At 71.5% G+C, this 21,630-nt stretch carries 21 protein-coding genes; 11 read left to right on the forward strand and 10 right to left on the reverse strand.

Annotated features, from left to right (window positions below; translation table 11 throughout):
• Positions 1-948, forward strand: coding sequence for a polysaccharide deacetylase family protein (locus tag GTY96_RS32245; RefSeq protein WP_161666719.1), 948 nt, complete (start codon positions 1-3; stop codon positions 946-948).
• Positions 949-1,220: 272 nt separating this feature from the next.
• On the opposite strand, the gene GTY96_RS32250 is transcribed toward GTY96_RS32245, so the two are convergent.
• Complete coding sequence (locus GTY96_RS32250; RefSeq protein WP_161666720.1) at positions 1,221-2,657, reverse strand: DUF2252 family protein; 1,437 nt, start codon at positions 2,655-2,657, stop codon at positions 1,221-1,223.
• Positions 2,658-2,748: 91 nt separating this feature from the next.
• Here GTY96_RS32250 and GTY96_RS32255 point away from each other — a divergent pair, with 91 nt between their 5' ends.
• Both GTY96_RS32255 and GTY96_RS32260 read left to right on the forward strand, forming a co-directional pair.
• Positions 2,749-3,603 (forward strand): lysophospholipid acyltransferase family protein, encoded by an 855-nt coding sequence (locus GTY96_RS32255; protein ID WP_143899048.1) that lies wholly within the window; start codon positions 2,749-2,751, stop codon positions 3,601-3,603.
• Positions 3,600-4,562: an SDR family oxidoreductase gene (locus GTY96_RS32260; RefSeq protein WP_186001780.1), complete on the forward strand. Its 963-nt coding sequence runs from the start codon at positions 3,600-3,602 to the stop codon at positions 4,560-4,562. The genes GTY96_RS32255 and GTY96_RS32260 overlap by 4 nt, the downstream gene beginning before the upstream one ends.
• 348 nt (positions 4,563-4,910) lie before the next feature.
• Here the strand turns inward: GTY96_RS32260 and GTY96_RS37340 are convergent, their stop codons facing one another.
• Positions 4,911-5,330: a hypothetical protein gene (locus GTY96_RS37340; RefSeq protein WP_328701081.1), complete on the reverse strand. Its 420-nt coding sequence runs from the start codon at positions 5,328-5,330 to the stop codon at positions 4,911-4,913.
• Between the two features lie 91 nt (positions 5,331-5,421).
• On the opposite strand from GTY96_RS37340, the gene GTY96_RS32265 reads away from it, so the two are divergent.
• Both GTY96_RS32265 and GTY96_RS32270 read left to right on the forward strand, forming a co-directional pair.
• Positions 5,422-9,309, forward strand: coding sequence for a tetratricopeptide repeat protein (locus GTY96_RS32265; protein WP_201756607.1), 3,888 nt, complete (start codon positions 5,422-5,424; stop codon positions 9,307-9,309).
• A 49-nt stretch (positions 9,310-9,358) separates the two neighbouring features.
• On the forward strand, positions 9,359-9,694 hold the full coding sequence (locus GTY96_RS32270; protein ID WP_143899135.1) for a hypothetical protein: 336 nt from the start codon (positions 9,359-9,361) through the stop codon (positions 9,692-9,694).
• A 4-nt stretch (positions 9,695-9,698) separates the two neighbouring features.
• On the opposite strand, the gene GTY96_RS32275 is transcribed toward GTY96_RS32270, so the two are convergent.
• The 4 genes from GTY96_RS32275 to GTY96_RS32290 form a co-directional block, all read right to left on the reverse strand.
• Complete coding sequence (locus tag GTY96_RS32275; RefSeq protein ID WP_143899049.1) at positions 9,699-11,753, reverse strand: RecQ family ATP-dependent DNA helicase; 2,055 nt, start codon at positions 11,751-11,753, stop codon at positions 9,699-9,701.
• Between the two features lie 52 nt (positions 11,754-11,805).
• Positions 11,806-12,066: a DUF3006 family protein gene (locus GTY96_RS32280; protein WP_143899136.1), complete on the reverse strand. Its 261-nt coding sequence runs from the start codon at positions 12,064-12,066 to the stop codon at positions 11,806-11,808.
• The gene (gene radC / locus GTY96_RS32285) at positions 12,066-12,839 is read right to left on the reverse strand and encodes a RadC family protein (protein WP_161666721.1); all 774 of its coding nucleotides are present in this window, start codon (positions 12,837-12,839) and stop codon (positions 12,066-12,068) included. The genes GTY96_RS32280 and radC overlap by 1 nt, the downstream gene beginning before the upstream one ends.
• 176 nt (positions 12,840-13,015) lie before the next feature.
• Positions 13,016-13,474, reverse strand: a complete 459-nt coding sequence (locus GTY96_RS32290; protein WP_143899051.1) for a cyclic nucleotide-binding domain-containing protein — start codon at positions 13,472-13,474, stop codon at positions 13,016-13,018.
• 63 nt (positions 13,475-13,537) lie between these two features.
• Here GTY96_RS32290 and trxB point away from each other — a divergent pair, with 63 nt between their 5' ends.
• The 3 genes from trxB to moaC are packed head-to-tail and all read left to right on the forward strand — an operon-like array spanning position 13,538 to position 16,247.
• Positions 13,538-14,521 (forward strand): thioredoxin-disulfide reductase, encoded by a 984-nt coding sequence (gene trxB, locus GTY96_RS32295; RefSeq protein ID WP_201756608.1) that lies wholly within the window; start codon positions 13,538-13,540, stop codon positions 14,519-14,521.
• A 32-nt stretch (positions 14,522-14,553) separates the two neighbouring features.
• A complete protein-coding gene (locus GTY96_RS32300) occupies positions 14,554-15,741 on the forward strand; it encodes a trans-sulfuration enzyme family protein (protein WP_143899053.1) in 1,188 nt (395 codons plus the stop codon).
• Positions 15,738-16,247: a cyclic pyranopterin monophosphate synthase MoaC gene (gene moaC / locus GTY96_RS32305; RefSeq protein WP_143899054.1), complete on the forward strand. Its 510-nt coding sequence runs from the start codon at positions 15,738-15,740 to the stop codon at positions 16,245-16,247. Before GTY96_RS32300 ends, moaC begins: the two co-directional genes overlap by 4 nt.
• A gap of 3 nt (positions 16,248-16,250) precedes the next feature.
• Here the strand turns inward: moaC and GTY96_RS32310 are convergent, their stop codons facing one another.
• The 4 genes from GTY96_RS32310 to GTY96_RS32325 all read right to left on the reverse strand — a co-directional run bounded on the left by GTY96_RS32310 (position 16,251) and on the right by GTY96_RS32325 (position 19,632).
• Positions 16,251-16,820 (reverse strand): NUDIX hydrolase, encoded by a 570-nt coding sequence (locus tag GTY96_RS32310; protein WP_161666722.1) that lies wholly within the window; start codon positions 16,818-16,820, stop codon positions 16,251-16,253.
• Between the two features lie 14 nt (positions 16,821-16,834).
• The gene (locus GTY96_RS32315; RefSeq protein WP_201756620.1) at positions 16,835-17,659 is read right to left on the reverse strand and encodes a SirB1 family protein; all 825 of its coding nucleotides are present in this window, start codon (positions 17,657-17,659) and stop codon (positions 16,835-16,837) included.
• Positions 17,660-17,744: 85 nt separating this feature from the next.
• Positions 17,745-18,020 (reverse strand): hypothetical protein, encoded by a 276-nt coding sequence (locus tag GTY96_RS32320; RefSeq protein WP_143909424.1) that lies wholly within the window; start codon positions 18,018-18,020, stop codon positions 17,745-17,747.
• A 10-nt stretch (positions 18,021-18,030) separates the two neighbouring features.
• Entirely contained in the window at positions 18,031-19,632 is a 1,602-nt protein-coding gene (locus tag GTY96_RS32325; protein WP_143909426.1) for a YiiX/YebB-like N1pC/P60 family cysteine hydrolase, read from the reverse strand.
• Positions 19,633-19,826: 194 nt separating this feature from the next.
• Between GTY96_RS32325 and GTY96_RS32330 the strand changes: the two genes are divergently transcribed.
• The 3 genes from GTY96_RS32330 to GTY96_RS32340 all read left to right on the forward strand — a co-directional run bounded on the left by GTY96_RS32330 (position 19,827) and on the right by GTY96_RS32340 (position 21,566).
• Positions 19,827-20,141, forward strand: coding sequence for a DUF2795 domain-containing protein (locus tag GTY96_RS32330; RefSeq protein WP_143909428.1), 315 nt, complete (start codon positions 19,827-19,829; stop codon positions 20,139-20,141).
• Between the two features lie 82 nt (positions 20,142-20,223).
• On the forward strand, positions 20,224-21,126 hold the full coding sequence (locus GTY96_RS32335; RefSeq protein ID WP_161666724.1) for a hypothetical protein: 903 nt from the start codon (positions 20,224-20,226) through the stop codon (positions 21,124-21,126).
• Positions 21,123-21,566 carry a CoA-binding protein gene (locus GTY96_RS32340; protein ID WP_143909431.1) on the forward strand — a complete coding sequence of 148 codons (444 nt, stop codon included), beginning with the start codon at positions 21,123-21,125 and terminating at the stop codon, positions 21,564-21,566. Before GTY96_RS32335 ends, GTY96_RS32340 begins: the two co-directional genes overlap by 4 nt.
• Positions 21,567-21,630: the final 64 nt, after the last annotated feature.

Genomic DNA, 21,630 nt, shown 5'->3' on the forward strand with positions numbered 1-21,630 from the left:
ATGCCGGCGGCGCGCCTGGCGTCCATCTCCGTCGACCTGGATTCGCTGCCGCACTACTGCCGGATCCACGGTCTGTCCGAGTCGCTGCTGGACGACCGCGCCCGGACGTTGGTGCACCGCGTGGCGGTGCCGCGCTTCCAGGAGCTGCTGTCCGCCGTGGGGGTGCCCGGGACGTTCTTCGCCATTGGCGAGGACCTGGAGACGGACCCCGGCGCGGCGGAGGGCATGCGGCGTGCCCACGCGGCGGGCATCGAGATCGCAAGCCACAGCCACGCGCATGACTACGCGCTCACGCGGCGGGGCGCGGACGCCATCGCGGACGACCTCTCGCGCGCGGACGCGGCCATCCTGAAGGCTGTCGGTGTGCGCCCCTCCGGCTTCCGAGCGCCCGGTTACACGCTGAACGCGGACCTGTACGCGGCGACCGTGGCGCAGGGCTACCAGTACGGCTCCTCCGCGTTCCCGGCGGCGCCGTACTACGTGGCGAAGGCGGCGGTGATGGGGGCGCTCGCGGCGCTGCGGCGGCCGTCGCGCTCCGTGTTGGATTCACCCCGCGTGCTGCTGGCGCCCCGAGTCCCGTACCGGCCGGACCCGGCGCAGCCCTACCGGCGCGGGTCGGGCGCGGTGGTGGAGCTGCCGATGACGGTGACGCCCGTGGTGCGCTTCCCCTTCATTGGCACCTTCGCGACGACGCTGCCTCGCGGCACGATGCGCGCCGCGTACCGCGCGTGCCGGGCGGATCCGTTCTTCAACTTCGAGCTGCACGGCGTGGACGTGCTGGACGCGGCGGACGGCATCCCGTGGGAGCTCGTGCGCCAGCAGCGCGACCTCCGGGTGAGCGCGGCGAAGAAGCAGGAGCGGCTGCGCAGCATCTTCCAGTGGCTCAAGGACGACTTCGACGTCGTCACGCTGCGCGACGCGGCGGGGCAACTGGTGGCGACCCTCTGAGCGATTGGCGGAGCCGCGCCATCTTCCGGTGACGCAGGGACGACTTCGACGTCGTCGCGCTGCGCGACGCGGCGGGGCAGTTGGTGGCGACCCTCTGAGCGATTGGCGGAGCCGCGCGATGCGACCCCGGCTTCCTCCCGCACCATGGGCAGGGGGCGCTCAGGGCCGCTCCGCGAGGGCTGGTTCCCTCGCAACGCCTTGGGCTTGTGGTGCCTTGGAGCGCCCTCCGCGGGGCTTGCTCCGAGCAAGGCGGTCGGGCCGTGGCGCGGGGCTCAGCGCGCGGCCTTCAGGGCCTTCCAGTCCGCCTCCGCCTGATCCGCGTAGGCCAGCGCGAAGGCGGTGAGCCGCTTCGTGGCTTCCTTCGTGTCGCCGCCCACCCAGTCCTCCAGGCGCGCGGCCTGCTCGCGCGTGTTGCCGTGGGCCCGGGCCAGCACCACTCCCGCCTGCTCGAACGTCGAGTTCAGGGACTTCTTCTTCTGGAACACGCTGTCATCCAGCTTGTTCTTCTCCGGCTCCACCTCGCGCACGAGGAAGGCCCGGCCGCCCATGCTCACCGCGCCCGTCAGCGGATTCACGGAGCCCGACAGCTCCTGCTGCGCCTTCACGACGTCCGCGCCGTCCGCGGGGGCCGGGGGCGCATTCACGCTGGAGGCGAGCAGCTCCTTCATCTCCAGCAGGACCGGCGGCGCCTTCGGATCCGCCGCGCCCACGAGCACGTAGTCGCGCTCCAGGCCGTAGCTGCTGCCGCCCGCGTCCAGGCGCTCGGCGAGGTCCAGCACCTTCAGGGGCACCGCCACGCCCTCCGTTCCCTGGAGGGACTTCTCGTAGGCGGCCAGCGCGGTCCGCACCGCCGACTTCCGCTCCGCGTCCAGCGGCTTGAGCGTGTCCGAATGCAGGAAGCGCGGGCCCTTCGAGCCGTCGAGCTTCACGTACTTCGACAGCAGGTCCTTCGCCGACGCGTCCCGGGCCTTCCCGATGAGGTCCTTCACCGGGCCGGAGGACTCCTTCTTGTCCAGGAACGCCCCCGGGGTCACGTCTCCCTCCGCCAGCAGCTCCAGCGTCTCGAAGTAGTTCTTCGCGAGCGCCTCCACCGCCTTCCGCTGATCACCGGACGACAGGCCCGCCTCGCGCGCGGTGAGCACCGCGCTCGCCGCCATCCGCGCGAGGTCCAGCTCCGGTGAGGCCGTGCCCGTCTGATCGAAGTCGTTCAGCCCCCACACCGCCTTGCCGTCCGGCCCCCGGAACGTCCCCAGGTTGCCCACGTGGGGGTCTCCCACCACCCGGATGTCCGGAGCGGGCCGGTCCGTCAGCCGCGTGCCCTGCGCATAGGGGCCTCGAACGTCGGAGTGGAAGAGGGCGGGCATGGCGCGGAACATCGCGGACGGGCTCTCCCGCATCTGCGCGAGCTTCTCCTTCAGGCGCGCGGGCGGCAGGTCCAGCCGCGCGTTGAAGTCGCGCACGAAGGCCACCGCCTGGGACGGCTTCCGCGCGAGGCCGGGCGTCGCGGCCGACGCAAGCGCCAGCCCGTTCGCGCCCCGGGTGTTACCGGTCCGTGACGAAGAGGGCTGAGGCTGGAAGTCGCTGACGGCGGAGTTCATCCGCCCGTTCGCGGCGCCGGTGGAGGCCAGCGTCAGCATCGTGGCGGCGACGGTGGACCCCGAGGCGGACGGCCGGGAGGGAGGCGATGAGGGCTTGGTCGGGATGCGCATGGGAGTACCTTCCGGCGGATTGTCGTCAGAAGTGGTCCGTGGGTTGCCGGCGCACTCCCGGTGTGCATTCTGGGGTGCTAAGAGCCACCTCATGCTGGAGCGTTTCAGCGACAAGGTGAAGAAAGGCCTGCGCGGCTGGACCGAGCGCATGGCGGGCGAGCATCAGGCGGACCAACTCCAGGGCCTGGCCCGGACAGAGAACGAGTACGGGGTGGATCCGTTCGGATTCAACCTGGACTACAGCCTGGCCGCCATCGCCCCGTTCCTGTGGCTCTACCGCCACTACTTCCGCGTGGAGGCCTACGGCGCGGACCGGATTCCCTCCGGGCGGGTGCTGCTGGTGTCCAACCACTCCGGCCAGCTCCCCATGGACGGCGCGATGATTGGCATCGCGTTGATGGTGGAGGGCTCGCCGCCGCGCGCCATCCGCAGCATGGTGGAGAAGTGGGTGCCCTCCTTGCCATACGTGTCCACGTTCATGGCGCGCGTGGGGCAGATTGTCGGCACGCCAGAGAACTGCCGGCGGCTGCTGGAGGCGGAGGAGGCCATCCTGGTGTTCCCGGAGGGCACGCGCGGGCTCAACAAGCTGTGGCCCCAGCGCTACCAGCTCCAGGAGTTCGGCCTGGGCTTCATGCGGCTGGCCCTGGAGACGAACACCCCCATCGTCCCCATCGCCGTGGTGGGCGCCGAGGAGCAGGCCCCCGCGCTGATGAACCTCAAGCCCCTGGCGAAGCTGCTGGGCTTCCCGTCCTTCCCCATCACTCCCACGGGCACGCCCTTCCCCCTGCCCACGAAGTACCGGATCTACTTCGGCGACGCGTTGCACTTCACCGGCCGCGCGGACGACGAGGACAGCGAACTGGACAAGAAGGTGCGCACCGTGAAGGCCTCCATCCAGGCGATGCTCCACCAGGGCCTCAAGGAACGCCGGGGCGTGTTCTGGTGAGCGCCCACCACGAGGAGAAGGAGTCCGGCGTGGACAAGCGCCCCGCCGTGGTCGTCACCGGCATCAGCGGCAACCTGGGCCGCACGCTGGCGAAGATGCTGCACAAGCGCGAGCGCATCATCGGCATCGACCGGCGTCCCTTCATCGGGCGGCCGAAGGACGTCGAGATGCACCAGCTGGACCTGCGCAAGAAGAAGGCGGAGGACGTCTTCCGCAAGAACGAGGTCCGCGCCGTCATCCACATGGGCATCATGCATGACCCGCGCATGAGCGAGGAGGAGCACCACTCGTTCAACGTCGTGGGCACCACGCGCCTGCTGGAGTACTGCGCGAAGTATGGCGTGAAGAAGGTGGTCGTCCTGTCCTCGGCCAACGTCTACGGCCCCAGTCCGGACAACTCCAACTTCCTCACGGAGGACGCGCCGCTGATGGCCGCGAGCCGCTTCTCCGGCGTGCGCGACCTCATCGAAGTGGACATGCTGGCGCACGGCTTCTTCTGGAAGCACCCGGACATCGAGACGGTCATCCTCCGGCCCGTCCACATCGTCGGGCCCACCATCAAGAACGCGCCGTCCAACTACCTGCGGCTGCGCCACCCGTGGACGCTCGCGGGGTTCGATCCGATGGTGCAGCTCATCCACGTGGAGGACGTGGCGCGCGCCATGGTGGAGGCCCTGCGCCCGGAGCCCAAGGGCGTCTACAACGTCGTCGGCCCCGGCCAGGTGCCCCTCTCCGCCGTGCTCCGGGAGCTGGGCCACACCGCCATCCCCGTGCCGCACCCGGTGGCCCGACCGCTGCTGGGCCTGATGTTCCGCTACCGGCTGGCCAACTTCCCGCCCCCGGAGCTGGACCACATCCAGTTCCTCTGCGCCGTGGACGGCCACCGCTGGGTCCAGGACGTGGGCTGGAAGGCCCACCACTCCATGCGCGACACCATCCGCTCCGTGGTGGGCGAGTAGTGGATCTTCCGTGGGCCACCCCCACGGTTCCCTGACACGGATGTCATTGGGGAGCCGGTGCTATGGCAGGGAGGGCCTGACACGAGTGTCAGGCATGGCACGGAGGCTGCGGGGAGCGAGGAGATACAAGCCCCTGATTTTCCATGGGAACGCGGGTGGGGGCGGGGGACGGAGCGGTTGGCACCGGCATTGCTCTAGAAGCCAGGCAACACGGCGGGGTCGCAGCGGGCCGGCAGTACCGCGCGACATCGTCACCCTGGTAGGGGGTTCCATTGGGGAACCCTCGACGCCCACCGTCTCGGCCGGCCCCGAGGCGGTGGGCGACTTTTTTGCGGGGTGGGGGCGGGGCTACTCCAGCTCGCCCGCGAAGGGGCCCGACTGCTGCTTCTCCAGCAGCCAGATGCCGTCCCGGAAGACGAACTCCGAGGTGACGGTGTCGGTCTGCTCGGTGGCGGAGGGCAGGCGCATCCACTGGATGCGGCTGTGGACGGTGGCGCGCCGGCCGTCGTCGGCCAGCTTCACGTCCTCGATTTCGTAGTCGGTGATGGTGAGGTCGCGCTCGTCGTGCTGTTCGCGGCGCTTGCGCTCGAAGTCCTGGCGCTCCTCGGGGACGAGGAAGGTGGACAGGGCGCGGTAGTTCCTCCAGCGCAGGTTCTTGTGGAAGCCCTCCACGACGGGGCGGAGGGTCTCCAGGTCGGAGGTCGGGGGCGTGTGGGCACAGGCCCCACCGAGGACCAGGACGAGGATCAGGGCGGACAGGCGTTTCACGTGCGCGACGCTACCACCCGCTGGGCGGAAGGGACGAGGGCAGTGCTATGGTCCGCGCTCCCCGCTAAGAGCACCGGAGTCGCGACTCAACATGGCCAAGTCGATGGTGGAGCGTTACGAGCAGCTCCTCCGGCAGGACCCGACCTCTTCCGTCTTCGTGGAGCTGGCGAAGGCGCTGCTGGAGAAGGGAGATGCGACGCGCACCATCGAGGTGTGCACGCAGGGCATCTCCCACCACCCCACGTCCACCGTGGGGCGGGTGCTGTGGGGCAAGGCCCTCATCCAGCTGGGGCGGCCCGCGGAGGCGATGGAGCAGTTCGACCAGGCCATCGCCATCGAGCGGGACAACCCGTACGCCTACAACCTCATCGGCGAGGTGTTGTTGCAGCGCGGGCTGTACCGCTCGGCGCTGCCCATCCTTCGCAAGGCCGTGGCGCTGCAGCCCAATAACGGGCGCGTGAAGCAGTGGTTGGATCAGGCCCAGCAGGCGCTGTCCGGCGGGCCGGCGCCCATCTTCGAGGACCTGGGCTCGCTGGCGACCCCGGCGGCGGCGGTGCCCCAGGCGGATGAGCCAGAGGCGCCCGGTTCGGAAGCGCACCCGTCCGCGTTCGAGGCACGAGCCGCCGCGGCGGCGGGACTGGAGCCGCGCCGTTCCCGGACGGAGACGCCGGCGGGTGGCGTGGATGCGACGGCCCCGGCTTCCGCCAGCGGCGACGCGCGGACGCCGGGCGGTGAGGATCCAGCGGCCTCCGAGGGTGTGGGGGGCCCGTCTGATTCAGAGCAGGACCGTGCGGCGCGTGGCGAAGCGTCGCAGGCGGGTCGGGTGCGTGCGGAGCGTGGCGAAGCTTCGCAGCCGGGTTCGGGTCGGGGTCGTGCGGTTGATGGTGTGACTTCGGAACCAGGGCAGGAGCCGGGTTCGGGTCGGGGGCATGCGGCTGGTGGCCCTTCGGATCCAGGGCGGGAGCCGGGTTCAGGTCGGGGCCGTGCGGCTGGTAGCCCTTCGGAACCAGGGCAGGAGTCCGGTTCGGGTCGGGGTCGTGCGGCTGAAGGTGGCCCTTCGGATCCCGGGCAGGAGCCCGGTTCAGGTCGAGGTCGTGCGGCGCGCGGCGACGCGACGGATCCAGGACAGGAGCCCGGTTCGGGTCGGGGTCGTGCGGCAAGTGGCCCCTCGGATCCCGGGCAGGAGCCCGGTTCAGGTCGAGGTCGTGCGGCTGGTAGCCCCTTGGATCCAGGACAGGAGCCGGGTTCGGGTCGGGGTCGTGCGGCAGGTGGCCCCGCGGATCCAGGGCAGGACCGGGATGCGGCGGCGCGGGGGGGCTCCGGACGCAGCGGTGCGTCGCGGATGCTGGCGGACCTTCCCGAACCTTCCATGGATGAGCCCTCCATGTCGCAGGGCGGTGGACTGCTCGGAGACCTTCCGCCTCCGGAGGCGGTCCGGGCCCGTGCGGCCGCGCCGGTGGCTTCCGTGGCGACGGCGTCGGGCGGCAAGCGCTCGCTGCTGGACGACATCCCGGACGCGACGGAGCTGGCGGCGGCCACGGCCCGCAACAAGGCCGCGGCGAACGCGAAGGACACGGAGGCGCTCGCCGCGAAGTACGAGCGCGAGATGCACGAGAAGATCGCCAAGGAGCGGGCGAAGCAGTCCCTCCTGGAGCGCTACGGCACCAAGACCGTGGCCCTCTTCGTGGCCCTCATCTTCCTGAGCGCGTCCGCGGGCTTCTTCATCCTCTACCGCTCCCGCCAGGGCGGACAGACGCTGGCGGAGACGCTGGACCTCGCGAAGCGCGCGGTGGCGCAGGACACGGGCGCTTCGCTGGACGAAGCGCTCCGGCAGCTCGACCGCGCGCGCGACATGGACGAATCCAGTCCGGCCGCCTGGGCGCTCGCGGGCTACGCGCACGCCCTTCGCTACCAGGACCACGGCGCCGCCTCCGAGGACCGCCGGCTGGCGCTGGAGGCGCTGGAGAAGCCGGGCGTGAAGGACGGCTTCAACGGGCTGGTGCTCGCCACCAACGCGCTCGTCGCCGACGACCGCGGCCGTGAGTCCGCGCGCCGTGCGTTGCTCGGCGCGCAGGACGACGTGACGGAGGTGCACGCGCTCGCGGGCAGCCTGCTCCTGGCCGACAAGGACGAGAAGAAGGCCCTGGACCGCTTCGACCGTGCGCTCAAGGCGTCGCCGGGCAACGTCCGCGCGCTGGTGGCGCTGGGGGGCTACTACCTGGCCTCCGAGGACTTCCCGCAGGCACTGGAGATGTTCAAGCGCGCCAGGGAGGTCTCCAAGGAGCACCCGGCCGCCCGCATCGGCATGGCCGAGAGCCGGCTCGCGCTGGAGCAGGACCTGGACGCGGCGCTGGCGGACGTGGCGCCCCTGTCCCAGGACCCCAAGCTGCCCCCCGCGCTCCAGCCGCGTCAGCAATTGGTGCACGGCGAGCTGTTGTCCGCGCTGGGCAGGTACGAAGAGGCGCGGGCGCTGCTCTCCAAGGGCACGCAGGGGCCGCTGGCCATGGACTTCGAGCTGGCGCTCGGGGCCGCGGGTCGCGCGGCGGGCAAGCTGGAGGCCGCGCAGCAGGCCTATGAGGCCGCGCTGAAGCTGCAGCCCAAGAGCGAGGCCGCGAAGGAGGGACTGGGACGCACGCTGCTGGACCGCGACCGCGAGCGTGAAGCGCTGCAACGGCTGGACGCGGACAGTGGGCGCAAGGTGTCGCTGGTCCGCGGTGCGGCGTACGCGCGGCTGGGGGACTGGAAGCGCGCCCGCGTGGAGCTGGGCCGCACGCGCGTGAACGACCGCTATCCTCCGGAGGCCGTCGCGTGGCTGGCGCTGGCGGATGCCAACGAGGGCAACGGCGCCCAGGCGCGCGACGTGCTGGAGAAGGCGCTGGCGAAGAAGCCCCGCACCGACCTGCGCGTGGCGCTGGGGCAGGTGTACTGGCGTGAGCGCGCGCTCGACAAGGCGCAGGGCCAGTTCGACGAAGCGCTGAAGGATCCTCGGGACTACGAAGGTGCGTGCTCGCTGGGGCGGCTGCTCCTGTCGCGCGGCCTGCCGGACATGGCGGTCAAGCCGCTGACGCAGGCGGTGGAGCGCAATGGTTCGCACGGCGAGGCCCTGGACGCGCTGGGCCGCGCGCTCCTGGCGCTGGGGCGCACGCCGGAGGCACTGAAGCAATTCGAGGCGTGGCAGTTGGACAACCCGGGCAACGCCGCCGCGCAGAAGGGCTTCGCGCTGGCCCTGTACCAGTCCGGCCGCCGCAAGGAGGCCGAAGGGGCGTCGGGCCGGGCGGTGAAGCTGGCCCCGGACGACGCGGAAGGGCAGCGGCTGCGCGCGGCGCTCCTGTTCTCCAACGGCGACGCCAAGGGCGGCTTCGCGGCCCTGGAGCGTGCCAACAAGCTGGACTCCAAGGACCCGGACACCTTCTGCGAGATCGCCCAGGCGTTCCTGCGCCAGGGCCAGGTGGAGAGCGCGGACGCGGCCTTCGCGGCGGCGCGGCGCGAGGGGCCGGATGCGACGTGCGGCCGCGTGGGCGAGCTGTACACGCAGCTGCCCGGCGGTGGACGTGGCGCGGCGCGCACGCTGCAGGACCTGGCCGACAAGGCGCACACCGTCTGGGACAAGGCGTTCGCCCAGGTGACGCTGGCGCGCGTGCTGCTAGGCGCGGGGGCGATGAAGGAGGCCCGCGCGGCGGCGGACGAGGCCGTGCGGCTTGCCCCCTACAGCGGGCGCGCGTACCTGGCGCTGGGACTGGTGGCCTTCAAGCAGCGGCAGGAGGCCCCTGCCCGCGAGGCGCTGGCCAAGGCCGTGGAGCTGGAGCCCACGGACGGTCTGGCGCATCTGGCGCTGGCGGACGTGCTGGTGCGCGAGTCCTCGGAGCTTCCCCGGGCCGTGGAGGCCTACGAGGCCTTCCTGCGGCTCGCCAGTGGGGCGCCGGACGCGAACCGGGTGAAGAAGGCCCTCCCGCTCCTCAAGCGACGGGCGTCGCGGTAGCGTGCCTCAGGTGAGAGAGCGGCCCCCGTCGTCCCCCTTGTTGCAGGTCATGTGGGGCAACGCCTTCCTGCTGTCGGTGCTCTATCTGCTGACGGGCATCGTCGTGGAGGCCATCCGGCGGTGGGACTCCTCGCCCTTCATCGAGCGCCTCTCCATGGCGCTCGACTCGCTGCCGGCGAGGGCGCTGGAGCTGAGCCACACCATGGAGCCGCTGCGCCAGGCGTACACCAACGGGCAGATCTCCGAACTCGGTGTGCGCGCCGTCTTCGGTGTCGTCACCGTGCTGGTGATCTTCCTGCTCGCGGTGGTGGTGGGCGCCCTGATGGCCGTGCTGCGGTGGGCGGCCCTGCGCGCGACTCGCGGCGACGGCCCCCCGCCGGGCTGACCGGCTAGTGGCGCGTCTTCGCCTTGCGCACGCGAGGGGCCACCGGGGCCACCTGCGGCTCATGGCCCGCAGCGCGCGCCATCAGGCAGATCTCCACCACCTTGGGACCGAAGCGCTCCCAGCGGCTCTCTCCGGTGCCCTTCACCCCGAGGAAGGACTCCCGGTCCACGGGCAGCGCGGAGGCCAACCCCAGCAGCGTCGCGTCGTTGAAGATGATGAAGGGCGCGACGCCCAGGTCCTTCGCCAGGTCCTTGCGCCAGCGGCGCAGCTCCATGGAGGCCAGCTCGCTGTAGACCGTCACCGGCGCGCCAGCGGCGGCCGGCGCGGAGCGCGAGGCTGAGCCCGACGGCTTGGGCATCATGCTGCCCGCGCACCGGTCGCACGTGCCGCACACGGCCGCCGCGTCCGCCTGCCCGAAGTAGCGCAGGATGAACGCGCGCCGGCACTTGGGGGTGTACGCGTAGTCCGTCATGCTCTTGAGCATCAGCAGGTTGCGGCGCTCCTGCTCGCGCACCCGGCTCAGGTCCAGGGACAGCTCGCGGAAGGGGACGCGCTCCAGCGCGCGGATGGAGCGCCCCGCGAACGGCCGACGCACCCGCACCACGCCGGACTTCTCCAGCAGGCCCAGCGCGTGCCGCAAGTCGTCCTCCGACAGCGCCGTGCGCCGCGCGAGGATGGGCAGCTCCGTGGTGGCCTGCCGCCCCACGGGGAAGGTCTCCAGCAGCGAGCGGAGCAGCTTCTGCGCGTCCGCCGCGTGCGGCTGGGCGCTGGCGGCCTTGTCCGTCAGCGTGAGCCCGTACTCGCCCTCGCCCCGGCCGCCGCGCTCCAGCTTGCCCTCGCGCTCGAAGACCTTCAGCGCGGCGGAGACCTCGAACTCGCTGGTGCCCACCATGCCGGCCAGGGCGTGCACGCCCCGCTCGAACTCCTCCACGGCCTGCAGCTGCGCCCACACGTCCGACAGCACCGCCTCGGACGGGTTGCTGCTCTGGATGAGGCGCTCCTGCGTGTACACGTCCGCGTGGTTGAACAGGAGCACCGCCGTGGCGGCGTTGCCGTCGCGGCCCGCGCGGCCAATCTCCTGGTAGTACGCCTCCACGGCCCGGGGGATGTTGGCGTGGGCGACGAAGCGGATGTCCGGCTTGTCGATGCCCATGCCGAAGGCGTTGGTGGCCACCGCCACCGCGTCCTTCGCGGACATGAAGTCCTCCTGCGCCTGGCGGCGGGCGTCGTCCTCCATGCCCGCGTGGTACAGCACCGCCTTCACCTTGCGCGTGACGAGCGCGGAGTGCATCCCTTCCGCCGCCTTGCGCGTGGAGCAGTAGATGATGCCGCTGCCCCCCTTCGCCGCCAGGCTCGCGCACGCCTCCCGGCGCTCCTCGTCCCCGCCGACGTTCACCACGTCCAGGAAGAGGTTGGGCCGGTCGAAGCCCTGGGCGAACACGTGCGGGTCCTTCATGAGCAGCACGCGGACGATGTCCTCGCGCACCAGCGGCGTCGCCGTGGCGGTGAGGGCCACCGTGCGCGGGGGCCGCAGGCGCTTGCGCACCTGTCCCAGCAGCGCGTAGTCCGGCCGGAAGTCGTGGCCCCATTGGGAGATGCAGTGCGCCTCGTCCACGGCCAGCAGCTCCACGCCCAGCTCCGACACCAGCTCCAGGAAGCCGCCGCTGCGGAAGCGCTCCGGCGCGACGTAGAGCAACTTGTACTCGCGGGCGCGCAGCTTGCGCAGGCGCTCCGCCCGCTCCACGTCCGACAAGGACGAGTTGATGTACGTGGCCGGGATGCCCCGCGCGGTGAGCTGCTCCACCTGGTCCTTCATCAGCGCGATGAGCGGTGACACCACCAGCGTGATGCCCGGCAGGAGCAGCGCCGGGAGCTGGTAGCACAGGCTCTTGCCCGCGCCCGTGGGCATCACCACCACGGTGTTGCGGCCGCTCAGCACGGAGCTGATGACGGGGGCCTGGCCGGGGCGGAACTCCGAGAGGCCGAAGTGCCGCACCAGTCCCCGCTGGGCATCTTCGAGGAAGGGCAGGGACTCCGTCATCGCGCGCATGTTCATCATCCTGGGTTGGCCGTCAACGCCAATCCCTTCCGTGGGCACCGGTGCCCCCAGCTCACAGCTCGAGCCCCGGAGGAAGGGGAACCGCCAGCTGGGCCCGTTTCCGCGCGACCTCGCGCCGCAGGGCCTCCGTCCGCTCCAGGTCCAGGCGGCCATCCACGATGACGTCCCCCTCGCGAGCGCCCGGCGGCAGCCGCCAGCGCTCCACCGTGCACGCCTGCCCTCCGTCCGCGCGCACCACCAGGGCTCGCGTGTCCTCCAGCAGCTCCACCCGCACGGGACTCGCCCCCAGTCCCAGCAGCGCCCCCGCTCCCATCACCACCCCCCACCTGGCGTGCCGCACTTGCGTCGCCCCTCCCGCTCGCTGTCCGGCAACAGGCCCCGCTCCAGCATGGACACGTACGCGCCGTCCCCCACCACGACGTGGTCCAGCAGCTTCACGCCCAGCAGCCCCGCTGCCCGCGCCAGGTGCTCCGTGAGGCCCACGTCCTGGACGCTGGGCTCGGGGTCTCCCGATGGGTGGTTGTGCGCGAGCACGATGGCCGTCGCCCGCGACGACAGCACCGCGGAGAACACCTCGCGCGGATCCACCGGGCACGCGCTCAACGTTCCTTCCGCCACCCGGGCGTCGTGCACCAGCACGTTGCGCGCGTTGAAGCACAGCACATGGAACACCTCTCGCCGCAGCGCGCTCAGCGTGGGGTACAGGTATCCGTGAACGTCCTTCGGCGTGCGCAGCCTCGGGCGCTTCTCCGGCGAGCGCTGCGCGCGCCGTCCCAACTCCAGCGCCGCCAGCAGCCGGGACGTGCGGGACGGCCCCACGCCCTTTCGCGCGCACAGCACGCGCGGGTCCTCCTGCACCAGCGCCCTGAGCCCACCCCGGGCCACGCCGTCCGCCGCGTCCTTCAAGCCCCGGGGCCCCTCCGTCCACAACAGGCCCAGCAACTCCAGGTCGGTGAGGGCCTCCGCGCCCAGCCGGAAGAGGCGCTCGCGCGCATCCTCCATGCCGGTGCCGCGTACCCTCACCGACCCTCCGCTCGTGGCCTCCCCACCGACCGTTCCCACCCACGCCTCGCCGCCCTGTTCCATCCCGCCTCCGTCCACGCGGCGGGGGCTTCAGCAAGGCATGTGCCCTTCATGGCGCACTCCGAAGACACGGGACGTGGCCCGTCCAGACCCACGCGAAGAGGCCTCGCGGCGGGACGGACAGCGATGCTCCACCCGCACTCTTGGCGTGCGAGGCGGCAGCGGACCGCAGGCACCCGTCAGAAGCGGGAGATGGCGAAGAAGCCCTTGATCTTCTCGTTCGTCTCGCGAAGCCGCTCGCTCAGCGTGCGGACGAACGTCCAGAGAAGGACGTAGGCCAGGTCCTTGTCCGTGAACATCAGCTGGTCCAGCTTCGCCCGCTCGATGACCCACACCGTGCAGCCGCTGTGGGCGATGGCGTCCGCGGAGCGGGGCGAATCCTCGATGACCGCCATCTCCCCGAAATACTGGCCGGCTTCGAGGATGGCGAGCGCCTCCTCGCCGATGCCCGGCACGGATTTGGAAATGCGAACCTTGCCGTCGGTGAGGATGAACATGTCCTGCCCGGTGTCGCCCTCGCGGAAGAGGTAGTCACCGGCGGAGTAGGTCCTGGACGAGGCAATCCGGGCGACCTTGGCGAGCTGGCCCTGGGTCAATCCCTCGAAGAGCGCAACCTTCTTGAGGACAGCGGCATCCATGGGGTCCAGGTTCGTATCATGGTCAGGACGGCGGTGTCTGGTACGGTCCGGGCCCGTCAACGTATGAGCGCAGGAGGCGCCGTGTCGCAGGACAAGATCCAGAAGGTCACCATCATCGGCTCCGGCCCGGCGGGCTACACGGCCGCCATCTACGCGGCGCGCGCCAACCTGGAGCCCGTGGTGTTCGCCGGCGGCCCCACCCTGGAGCACCCCCAGCGCGTCCCGGGCGGCCAGCTCATGGTCACCACCGACGTGGAGAACTATCCCGGCTTCCCGGAGGCCATCACCGGCCCGGAGTTGATGGAGCGCTTCCAGAAGCAGGCGGAGCGCTTCGGCACCGTGCTGCACATGGAGAACGTCACCAAGGTGGACTTCTCCCAGCGGCCCTTCCTGCTGGAGAGCGAGAGCGGCCTCCAGGTGCGCTCGGAGACGGTCATCATCTCCACGGGCGCCACCGCGAAGTGGCTGGGCGTCAAGGGCGAGGACACCTACAAGAACCGCGGCGTGTCCGCGTGCGCCACGTGTGACGGCGCCTTCTTCAAGAAGCAGGACGTGCTGGTGGTGGGCGGCGGCGACACGGCCATGGAAGAGGCCACGTACCTGGCGAAGATCGTCAACCACGTCACGCTCATCCACCGACGCGACAGCCTGCGCGCGTCCAAGGTGATGCAGGAGCGCGCCCTCAACAACCCGAAGATCTCCTTCCTGTGGAACTCCGCGGTGGAGGAGGTCGTGGGCAACGCCAAGGGGATGACGGGCGCGGTGGTGCGCAACCTCAAGACCGGCGACAGCCAGCTGCTCAACGCGCACGGCCTGTTCGTCGCCATCGGCCACACGCCGAACACGGAGCTGTTCCAGGGCATCCTGGAGACGCACCAGGGCGGCTACCTCAAGACGCAGCCGGGCACCACGCGCACCAACATCGAGGGCGTCTTCGCCTGCGGCGACGTGCAGGACAGCTACTACCGCCAGGCCATCACCGCCGCGGGCACCGGGTGCATGGCCGCCATCGACGCGGAGCGCTGGCTCATCGAGCACGGCGAGTAGGTCCCTACCGGTCCCAGCGAGACGACACGCGCATGAGCAAGAAGCAGAAGACGGTAGCGGTGCACGCGGGCTCCCGGCTCACCGGGAGCAAGGCGGTGCCCGTCATGCCGCCCATCTTCCCGGCGGCGGTGAACTGGTTCGACAGCAGCGACGACCTGTCCGACGCGCTGGACGGCAAGGACTACGCCTACGCCCGCATCAGCGCGCCCAACGCGGCCCTGCTGGAGGAGGCGGTCGCCGCGCTGGAGGGCGCCGAGTCCTGCGTCGCGTACGCCAGCGGCATGGCCGCGCTGCGCTCGCTCTTCGACGCGCAGCCGTGGAAGGCCGGGGACGTGCTGGTGGTGCCGACGGACGGCTACGGCGTCACCCGGCTGCTCTACAAGAACCTGTGCGCTCGCTGGGGCGTGGAGCTGCGCCCGCTCAACCAGACGGAGGCGGACGCGCCTGCCCGCATCCGCGAGTGGCGCCCGCGCATGGTCCTGGCGGAGAGCATCTCCAACCCGCTGCTGCGCGTGCCGGACATCCGCGCGCTCGCGGAGGCGTGCCGCGACGCCGGCGCCGTCTTCGCGGTGGATGCCACCTTCCCGTCACCCTTCGGGCAGCGCGCGCTGGAGCTGGGCGCGGACTACGCGGTGCAGTCCACCAGCAAGTGGCTCAACGGCCACAGCGACGCGCTGGGCGGCACGGTGAGCGGCTCCAAGTCGCGGATGGACCCGCTGCGCTCGGCGCGCGTGCTGTCCGGCGACGTGCTGGGCCCCTTCGAGGCGTGGCTCACCCTGCGCGGGCTGCGCACGCTGCCTGTCCGCATGAAGGCCCACAACGAGCATGCCCTCCACGTGGCGAAGCGTCTGTCGGAGTCGCCGCTCCTGGAGCGCGTCATCTACCCGGGCCTCGCCTCCCACCCGGACCACGCGGTGGCGGGGCGGGTGCTGGAGGGTGGCTTCGGGCCCATGGTGGCCTTTGAAATCAAGGGCGCGGGGCAGCAGGAAGGGGACCGGTTCCTGGAGGCGCTGCGGGTGTGCAAGCCCGGGCCGTCGCTGGGGGACGTGGGCACGCTGGTGATGCACGCGGCCAGCGCCAGCGCCCGCCGGATGACGCCCCAGGAGCGCGCCCAGGCCGGCATCCGCGACAGCCTCATCCGCGTGTCCGTGGGGCTGGAGGACCCGGATGACGTGGCCGACGACCTGCTCGCCGCCGTGGCGAAGGGGGCCGGCCGGTGAAGATGGTGGACGTCGGCGACAAGCCGAAGACGGACCGCGTGGCGGTGGCCACCGCGCGCCTGCGGATGCTGCCCGCCACGCGCGAGCGCATCCTCGCGGGGCAGGTGGAGAAGGGGGACGTGCTCGCGGCGGCGCGGCTCGCGGGCATCATGGCCGCCAAGCGCACCCCGGACTTCGTGCCCCTCTGCCACCCCATCGCGCTCGCGGGCGTGGACGTGACGCTCACGCCGGTGGAGGAGGGCCTGGAGGTCCGCGCGCGGGTGAAGACGGTGGACCGCACCGGCGTGGAGATGGAGGCGCTCACCGCGGCGTGCGCGGCGGCGCTCACCGTCTATGACATGTGCAAGAGCGTGGACCGGGGCATGGTCATCGAAGCCGTGCAACTGGACCACAAGTCCGGCGGACGCTCCGGCACCTGGGAGCGCGAGGCCCCTGCCGCGCCTTCGAAGCCCGCCCCCGCGCCCCGGCCCGGCCGCAAGACGTCCCGGCCTCGCGCCGGGCGGTAGTCCCTAGCGCCGGGCGTCCGCGCGCAGCCGCTCCAGGAAGAAGGCCACCACCACCAGCGAGTGCGTGATGTGGCCCTCCAGGATGAGCCGGGGCACGTCCGAGCGCGGATACAGCTCCACGGCGATGTCCTCGCCGTCATCCGGATGGCCGTCGCTCACGCGCTCGCAGTCGAGCGCCAGGAAGCTGAAGCACCGGTTGGCCTGGAAGGCCGGATTGGGGTGCACGGCGCCCAGCGGCTCCAGCCGTCCGGCGCGGTAGCCCGTCTCCTCCTCCAGCTCCCGCGCGGCGGCCGCGGCCGGGTCCTCGCCCGGATCCACGCAGCCGCCCGGCACCTCCAGCGTCGCCGCGTCGATGCCGAAGCGGAACTGGCGCACCATCACCAGCTGGTCCGCCTTCGTCACCGCGATGACGTTCACCCAGTCCGCGCACTCCATCCGCACGCGCGGGTGCTCCAGGTTCGTGCGCGGGTCGGCCACGATGTCCTCGCGCACCTTCACCACGCTGAAGTCGTGCTCCAGCCCCCGGCGCAGGCGCGTCCAGGGCTTCACCTTCGGTTCGGGCGCGGACGACACGTGCGGGCTTCCTTTCAGTTGAGCAGCTCGGCGCGTTCGCGCAGCTCCCGCGCGGACAGCTCCAGGCGCTCGCGGTCCGGCGCGTCCGGGGACAGCTCCAGGCACCGCTCCACGTCCTTGAGGGCCGCGCGGTAGGCGCCCATGGTGGTGAGCAGCGTGGCGCGCGTGCGCAGCTCGCCCGGGTGGTCCGGCGCCAGCAGCAGCAGCAGGTCCACCACCGCCAGCCCCTGCTCGCTGTCGTCCCGCCCCAGGTACACGCGGCGCAGGTTGGACAGCATCCGGTAGGCGATGAGCTCCACCGGCGCGGGCGCGAGCATCGCCCGGTCGAACTTCAGCTGCGGCGCCACGCGCTTGAGCAGCTCCTCGCAGCCGTGCTCCGTGAGGATGTCGCCGTGGTGGAAGGGGTCCATCACCAGCTTGTGGTCCCCCGCGTCGCACGCCACCAGGAAGTGGCCGGGGAAGGGGACGCCGTACAGCGGGATGCCCGCGCGGCGCGCGACCTCCAGGTAGAGGACGGACAGCGTGATGGGCAGCCCCACCTTCCGCTCCAGCACCCGGTCCAGGAAGCTGTTGTCCGGGGCGTGGTAGTCGTCCTCGTTGCCCCGGAAGCCCTCGATGTCCGCCAGCACGTGGCGCAGGGCGCGCAGCGGCGCCAGGGCCTCGCCCTTCTCCGTGAGCCGCTCCGCCTCCAGCTGGACCCTCACCGCGAGCGCGTCCAGCGTGTGCAGGCACGCCGGGGCGTCCAGGTCCTCCCGGCCCAGCGTGGCGATGGCCAGCGCCGCCAGGTCCAGCCGCGGGGGATCCGCGGCCAGGGAAGACACCAGCCGCTCGCGCGCCAGTGGAGGGCCGAATCCAGAGGGAAAGCTCACGGTGCGCACCAGTACCCCACGGAAGGTCCCCACGGCAAAGGCAGGCAACCGGGCATCATGCCCCTGGCGGCGTCGCGGGCAGCCGGCCCTTGATTTCCGCCCGGATGGCCATGTGCGCGGAGATGAGCCCCGCCAGGATTCCGTCCTCGAATTCGAAGGAGGGGTGCTCCTTCAGCTGGGGGAAGTCGTGCGGGTTGCGCATCTCCTCCGGCCCGATGTTGGGCACCGCCTCGCGCGCCAGCCGCAAGACCTTCGCCTGCTGCTGGGTGATCATCCGCTCGTAGAGCGAGGTGGCCAGGTCCAGGAACTCGTTCGCCGTGTCTTCCGTCATGGTGGTGTGCCTACTCCTGGGCGATGTCCCATTTCATCCGCCGGTAGGTGTAACGGAAAGCGTCCGCGTTCGCTTCGACGGCGTCCCCCTGGGTCTCCCGCCCGTCCAGGAAGGCCACGAAGTCGAACTGCCGGTCGGGCTTGCCGTACTCGGCATCGAAGACGCGCACGATTTCATTCGCCGGCAGCGTCCGCCGCCCCGCCACGCTCACCAGGGGGATGTCCAAGCCCTTCATGTCCTTGGAGGGCGCGTACGACTTCCAGACGAGCTCCGTGCACACCAGCGTCTGGTCGGAGAAGAAGTCGAAGTTGAAGTCGTAGGGCCGGCCCTGGAAGGTGAAGGCGCGCAGGATGGCGCGCGCCTTGTCCACGGCCGACAGGCGCGGGCGCAGCACGCCCAGGTAGTCCACGTGCATGCCGTGCTCCACGCCGGTGAAGCTCACGCCCTCGCTGATGGCCTCGATGATGCGCACCGGGTCTCCGTGCGCGTCCTGGCCGTTGTACTCCTTCCACTTGGCGGGGAACGCCCGGGCCAGGTGGGCGGTGAACGTCTCCGGATGGCCGGGCAGGGTGGCCACCCAGGCCTTCACTTCGGGATCCGCGTCGAAGGCCTGGGCCAGCTCCTGGGCGGTGCCCAGGTAGAGCTCCGCGTGCGGCCAGAAGCCCGGCAGGCCGATGTTGGACAGGAACCAGTTCTGGCGCGCGACCATCACGTCGCCCGGGGCCATGCGCGGAAGCAGCGCGAGCGTCTGCTCGCGGGAGATGAGCGGCCGGCCCACGCGGTACACGCGCGTGTCCCCCATCCACTCCGCCACCGTCTTCTGCACCGGGAACACCGCCCGGGCGGTGGACTCCTGGGTGAGGTCCGCGGCGGCCTTGGCGAAGAGCACCGGGCCGCGCAAGAGCAGCCGCGAGCGCGCGCTCTGGCTGTCCTGCTTCATCGCCTGGAGCAGCGCGGGCACACCGGGCTCGTTCAGGATGCCCGCCTTCGCCAGCACGGGGTTGAGCGTCGCGCGGTAGCCGTCGCCGGTGAACAGCTGCGTGGTGGTGCCCACGTGGACGACCTTCTCCTTGAAGCGGCTGAAGGCGCGCGCGGGCAGGCCGTATTCGGGGCCCGGCTCGTCCAGGAGGACGTTCAGCTGCGCCTGCCCCCCGGCCAGGTCCGCGAAGGCCAGCCCCTGGGCCAGCTCCGAGGCGAGCGCGGCGTGGGTGAGCAGGAAGCCCCAGGCGTGCTTCTTCGGCTGCAGGAGGGAGGGCGCCTTGAGGAAGTCCCAGTAGCGCTGGCGCACCACCTCCGTGGAGAGGAAGCAGTCGAAGAAGGCGGCCCAGGTGGACACCAGCAGCTGCTTCTCCTCCGGGGTGTACGGCACGCCCTGCTCGCGCCGGTACAGCGCCTTGGAGCGGAAGGCCTCCTCGCGCAGCCGGCGCAGCCCCTCCGTGCCCTGGCGCAGCGTCTCCAGGTCGCGGCGGGCCTGGGCGACGAAGGCGGCGTCGTCCAGGGCGTAGACGTCGGCCGGGGCTCGGGTGGGAGGAGGCGTGGGGACGTCGGAGGGCTCGCCGGCCGGTGGGGTGGCGAGCGTGAGCCAGGCGAGGAGCAGGGAGGCAGGGGACATCGGGAGACTCCGGCGGGCGTTGGCGCCGGGGGACTCTACCCTGAAGCGGGCGCGGGCAGGACGGCCGCTCCCCCGCCCGCCCGGCGTCGAAGGGGGTTCGGCGTCAAGCTGGCCCGGGGCGGCCGCCGTCCCCACGTTGTCTCGTGGACGTCGTCCGGGCCTGGGGGCCCGGGCAGAGAAAGGTGGAAGGCACGATGGCTTACGGACTGGCGGAGGATCCGGCGCGCTCCATCACCCCGCATCTGGATGGGGTGGAGTACCCCGCGACGCGCGAGGAACTGGTCGAGGCCGCCGCGGACAACGAGGCCCCGGTCGACATCATCAACATCCTCAAGTCCCTGCCACAGCAGGAGTACATGTTGCGCGAGCACGTGCTGCGCGACCTGGCGGAGGCGGAGCGCCGCTTCGCGATGAACGGCCTCCGGGACGACGACGGCGTGGACCGCGACCGGCGCAACATCGGCCGGGACCGCATCGAGGGCGAGGAAGGCGACACCCGCCACCCGTAGTGTCACCCGCGCGGTGACACCGCGCTTGGACCTTGCAAGACGCTCGCGGGCGCGCCGGCTTTCTGCCAGCGTTCGCGAGCGCATGCGTCCTGGTCCCCTGTGGTGGTGTCTCGTGCTGTCGCTGGCCGCCGGGTGCAAGTCCCGGTATCCGCCGCTCAACCCCGCGCCGGGGCTGCCCCCACCGGTGCGCCTGGACTTCAAGCCCCCCGTGGACCGCCTGCTCACCGAATCCGTGCGCGCCACCCGCGCCGTCCAGCGCCCGGGGCAGCCGGAGGCCCGCGACGAGGCCGCCTTCACCACGGAGACGCGCTTCACCCCCTCCGACGGCGGCTGGCGCGTGACCCAGGCGGTGCGCACCCCGCGGCAGGTCCACGCCGGACAGGACGTGCCGTCGCTGGCCGGCGCCGTGCTGGAGCGCTTCACTTTGCGCATGCAGCTGGCGGCGGACGGCACCTTCGTGAAGCTGGTGGGCGCGGAGGCCGCGGAGGAGGCGCTGCGGCAGGTGGCGCCCTCCGGGCCGGGCGTCGCGGAGGTGGAGCGCTTCTTCGCGCCGGAGGCGCTGGAGATCCGCACGCGCCGCGAGTGGGAGGCGAAGTACTCGGGGCTGCTCCAGCGCAACCTGGTGGAGGGCCAGCGCACGTGGGCGGTGGACTTCGTGTCCGTGGACGGCGTGGAGCGGGCCTACCTGCTGGAGCGCACGGTGGACGGCACGCGGCCCACGATGTTCGGCGACGCGGTGGCGCTGAGCCTCACGTGCCTGGACGCGCTGCCCACCAAGGCCCCGGCGGAGATGCGGGCCGCGTGGTCGGAGGCCGGGTCCCCCGAGCTCTTCAAGGGCGTGACGTGTGAAGGCGAGCAGGTGATCGCGCGCGGCCGGTTCGTGCCGGTGCGCCGGCTGCTGAAGGTGAAGGCGGTGGGGGAGGGCGGGACCGTGACGCTCACCACCGAATCGCAGGCGGAGACGCTTCAGGAGGAAGGGCCATGAATCACGCGGAGTACCTCATCGAGGACGAAGCGGGCGTGAAGCGCGTGGTGCAGGACGCGCGGCGGGTGGCGGTGCTGGGCATCAAGACGGAGGACCACTCCGCCCAGCCCGCGTACTACGTGCCCGAGTATCTGGCGAAGGCGGGCGTGGACGTGGTGCCCGTGCCCGTCTACTACCCGGACGCGAAGAAGATCCTGGGCAAGCCCGTGTACCGGCGGCTGGTGGACATCCCGGGCGACATCGACGTGGTGGAGGTGTTCCGCAGGCCGGGCGACATCGACCAGCACGTGGACGACATCATCGCGAAGAAGCCCAAGGCGGTCTGGTTCCAGTCCGGCATCCGCAACGACGAAGCGGCCCGGAAGCTGGCGGCCGCGGGCATCCGCGTGGTGCAGGACCGCTGCCTGATGGTGGACCACCGCCGCTACAGCGGGCACTGAGGCGAAGAGGGCCCTCCGCACCCGAAGGTCCGGAGGGCCTGGCTTGCGACAGGGACGCGAGAGG

This window comes from Corallococcus silvisoli (assembly GCF_009909145.1).
Taxonomy (GTDB): Bacteria; Myxococcota; Myxococcia; order Myxococcales; family Myxococcaceae; genus Corallococcus; species Corallococcus silvisoli.